Origin of the sequence: Actinomadura sediminis, from assembly GCF_042675525.1 — a bacterium.
In the GTDB taxonomy this organism is placed as follows: domain Bacteria; phylum Actinomycetota; class Actinomycetes; order Streptosporangiales; family Streptosporangiaceae; genus Spirillospora; species Spirillospora sediminis.
The window spans coordinates 1-4327 of the sequence record NZ_JBHTJA010000210.1 but is presented as its reverse complement, the minus strand read 5'-3'; the positions used below and the strand labels follow the sequence as shown (position 1 = coordinate 4327).

1 protein-coding gene is annotated in these 4327 nt (G+C 79.0%); it reads left to right on the top strand.

The window, feature by feature from the left end; translation table 11 throughout:
* Window positions 1-4 precede the first annotated feature (4 nt).
* Window positions 5-4327: type I polyketide synthase (locus tag ACFQ11_RS37190; RefSeq protein WP_449193668.1), on the top strand; the 4323-nt coding region annotated here is incomplete at its 3' end.

Genomic DNA, 4327 nt, shown 5'->3' with positions numbered 1-4327 from the left:
CCGCCTGGGCGAGGCGACCGGGCTGCGGCTTCCGGCGACCCTGGTGTTCGACCATCCGACCGCGCGGGCGCTCACCGACCACCTGCGCGACCGGCTGGCCGGAGCCGCCGCGCCGGCACCGGCCGGGGGCGGCGCGGCACCCGGCGGCGGCGCGCACGACGAGCCGATCGCGATCGTCGGGATGGGCTGCCGCTTCCCGGGCGGCGTGCGCGGCCCCGACGACCTGTGGCGGCTGGTCGCCGACGGCGGCGACGCCGTCTCGGCCTTCCCCGCGGACCGGGGCTGGGACCTTGCCGGGCTCTACGACCCGGACCCCGCGGCGTCGCGGCGCACCAACACGCGCCACGGTGGGTTCCTGCACGACGCCGCCGAGTTCGACGCGGAGTTCTTCGGCATCGGCCCGCACGAGGCGCTCGCCATGGACCCGCAGCAGCGGCTTCTCCTGGAGACGGCGTGGGAGGCGCTGGAATCCGCCGGGATCGACCCCGGCACGCTGCGGGGCGGCGACACCGGCGTGTTCGCCGGGGTGATGTTCTCCGACTACGCCACCCGCGTCACGTCCGCCCCGCCGGAGCTGGAGCCCTACCTCGGCAACGGCGGCATGGGCAGCGTCGCCTCCGGGCGGCTCGCCTACACCTTCGGCTGGCGGGGCCCCGCGGTCACCGTCGACACGGCCTGCTCGTCGTCGCTGGTGGCGCTGCACCTGGCCGCGCGGGCGCTGCGGGACGGCCAGTGCGGGCTCGCCCTCGCGGGCGGCGTGACGGTGATGTCGACCCCGGAGATCCTCATCGGCTTCAGCGGCCAGCGCGCCCTGGCGCCCGACGGCCGCTGCAAGGCGTTCGGCGCCGCCGCGGACGGCACCGGCCTGGCCGAGGGCGCGGCGCTGCTGCTGCTCGAACGCCTGCCGGACGCGCGCCGCAGGGGGCACCCCGTCCTCGCCGTGCTGCGCGGCTCGGCCGTGAACCAGGACGGTGCGAGCAACGGCCTCACCGCCCCCAGCGGCCCCGCCCAGGAGCAGCTCATCGGAACGGCCCTGGCGGACGGCGGCCTGACCCCCGCCGACGTCGACGTCGTGGAGGCGCACGGCACCGGCACCCGGCTCGGCGACCCGATCGAGGCGCGGGCGCTGCAGGCGTCCTACGGCCGGGACCGGCCCGCCGGCCGCCCGCTGCTGCTGGGCACGGTCAAGTCGAACATCGGGCACGCCCAGGCCGCCGCCGGCGCCGCCGGAGTGATCAAGATGGTGATGGCGCTGCGGCACGGGGTCGTCCCGCGGACCCTGCACGCCGACGAACCGTCGGACGAGGTGGACTGGACGGACGGCGGCGTCGAGCTCGTCACCGAGAACCGGCCGTGGCCGGAGGCGGGGCGCCCGCGCCGCGCGGCCGTGTCCTCGTTCGGGATCAGCGGCACCAACGCGCACGCGATCCTCGAAGAGGCCGCGCCGGAACCGGCGGCGGACGAGCGTCCGCGCGAGGCGCCGCCCGGCGAGATCCCCTGGGTGCTGTCCGGCCGCACCGAGACCGCCGTCCGCGCCCAGGCCGCCCGCCTGCTCGCCCACGTGCGGGACCGCGCCGACCTCGCCCCCGCGGACGTCGGGCTGTCCCTGGCGACCGGCCGCGCCGCGCTCGACCGCCGCGCCGCCGTGGTCGGCGCCGACCGCGACGAACTGGTGCGCGGCCTCACCGCGCTGCGCGACGGCGCCCACGCCGTCGGGGCCCCCGGCACGGGCCGTCCGGGATTCCTGTTCACCGGGCAGGGCGCACAGCGCCCGGGCATGGGACGCGCCCTCTACCGGACGTACCCCGCCTACGCGGAGGCGTTCGACGCCGTGTGCGCCGAGCTCGACCCCCTGCTGCCGCGCCCCCTCGCCGACGTCGTGTTCGCCGCCGGACCCGAGGCCGGACCCGAGGCCGAACCCGGCTCCCCGGCGCCCGACTCCGGCGAGCTCGACCGGACCGTGTTCGCGCAGCCCGCGCTGTTCGCCGTCGAGGTCGCCCTGTACCGGCTGCTGGAGTCCTGGGGCGTCCGGCCCGGCCTGCTCGCCGGGCACTCGGTCGGCGAGATCGCCGCCGCGCACGCCGCCGGCGTCCTCACGCTCGCCGACGCCTGCACGCTCGTCGCCGCCCGCGGCCGCCTCATGGAGGCGCTGCCGGACGGCGGCGCGATGGTCGCGGTCCGCGCCGCCGAGGCCGAGGTGGCGCCGCTGCTCACCGGCGACGTCGGCATCGCGGCGGTCAACGGCCGCGAGGCGGTCGTGCTGTCGGGCCCGGAACGGGCCGTCACCGAGCTCGCCGACCGGCTCGCGGCGGCCGGCCGCCGCACGCGCCGGCTGCGCACCGGCCGCGCGTTCCACTCGCCGCTGATGGAACCGATGCTCGACGAGTTCGCCCGCGTGCTGGACGGCCTGACCTTCGGCGCGCCGCGGATCCCGATCGTGTCGACCGTCACCGGACGGCCGGACGGCGACGCGTTCGCGACCGCCCGCCACTGGGTCGACCACGTCCGCGCCACCGTGCGGTTCCACGACGCCCTCCGGGCGATGTCCGGCGCGGGCGTCACCACGTTCGCCGAGGTCGGCCCGGACGCCGTCCTGACCGCGCAGGGCGCCGAATGCCTGCCGGACGCCGCGTTCCTGCCGACCCAGCGGCGTGACCGTCCGGGCACCCGCGCGCTCGTCGAGACGCTCGGCGCGCTGCACGTCCGGGGCGTCGCGGTGGACTGGCCCGCGTTCTTCGCCGGGGCCCGGCGCGTCGACCTGCCCACGTACGCGTTCCAGCGGCGCCGCTTCTGGCTGAGCGCCCCGGCGTCCCCGGCGGGCACGGGCGACTTCGGGCATCCCCTGCTCGCCTCCGCGGTGACCCTCGCCGGTGACGACGGCGTTCTGCTCACCGGTCGGGCATCGCTCGCCGCACAGCCCTGGCTGGCCGACCACGGCGTCCGCGGCGACGTGCTGCTGCCCGGCACCGGCCTGCTCGAGCTCGCCGCCCGGGCGGGCGCCGAGGCGGGCGCCCCGGGCGTCCGGGAGCTCACGCTGCGGGCCCCGCTCCGGCTGCCCGCCACCGACCCGGTCGACCTCCAGGTCCGCGTCGGCCCGCCGGGTGAGGACGGCGAGCGTCCGGTCTCCGTTCACGCCCGTCCGGGCGATGACGCCGACTGGACCGAGCACGCCACCGGCACGCTCACCGCCGCCCCGCTCGCGCCCGACCCGTCCCACGCCGACCCGTCCCACGCCGCCCCGGCGGACCGGCGCGCCTGGCCGCCGCCGGGCGCCGAGCCGGTGGACCTGGACGGCGTCTACGAGCGGCTCGCCGAACGCGGCCTCCGCTACGGCGCCGCCTTCCGCGGCCTGACCGCCGCCTGGCGGCGCGGCGCGGAGCTCTGCGCGGAGGTCGCGCTGCCGGACGCGGCGCACGGGCCCGCGGGGACGTTCCTGCTCCATCCCGCCCTCGCGGACGCCGCCCTGCACGCCGTCCTCGCCACCGCACCGTCCGGCGCCCCCCTCCGGCTCCCGTTCCTGTGGTCCGGCGTCACCCTGCACGCGCACGGCGCGACGGAACTGCGGGTGCGCCTCGTCCCGGACACACCCGACAGGATGTTCGTGGACGCCGCCGCACCGGACGGGACGCCGGTGCTGTCCGGCTACCTCACCTCGCGGGAACTGCCGGCGGACGAACCGCACGGGACCGGCGGCGGCCCGCTGTACGCCGTCGACTGGGAGCCGCTCACCGTCCCGGGCGCGGCGGCCCCGGCCGTCCACGCCGTCCTGGGCGACGCGCCCGGCCTCCCCGGCGCGGCCCGCCACAAGGACCTGGCGGACCTCGGAGCGGCGCTGGACGCGGGCGCGCCCGTCCCGGACGCCGTCGTGTGGGCGCCGCCCGGGCCGCTGCCGGACGTCCGGGACGCCGCGCGAGCGGCCACGGTGCAGGCCCTCGAGGTGCTGCGCGCCTGGCTCGCCGACGAGCGGTTCGCCGCCGCGCGCCTGGTCGTGACGACCCGCGACGCCGTCGCACCGCACCCGGACCCGGCGCACGCCGCCGTCTGGGGACTCGTGCGGGCGGCGCGGGCCGAGCACCCCGGGCGGTTCGCCCTCCTCGACCTGGACGGCACGGACCCGTCCCGGTACGCGCTGCCCGCGGTGCTCGCCGCGGCGGAACCGGAGACCGCCGTCCGTGAGGGCGTGGCGCGCGTCCCCCGGCTGACCCGCGTCCCGGCGCCCGTCCCCGGAGCCGCGCCGGGCGGCCTGGACCCGGCCGGCACCGTGCTGATCACCGGCGGCACCGGCGGGCTCGGCGCGCTGCTGGCCCGGCACCTGGTGGAACGGCAC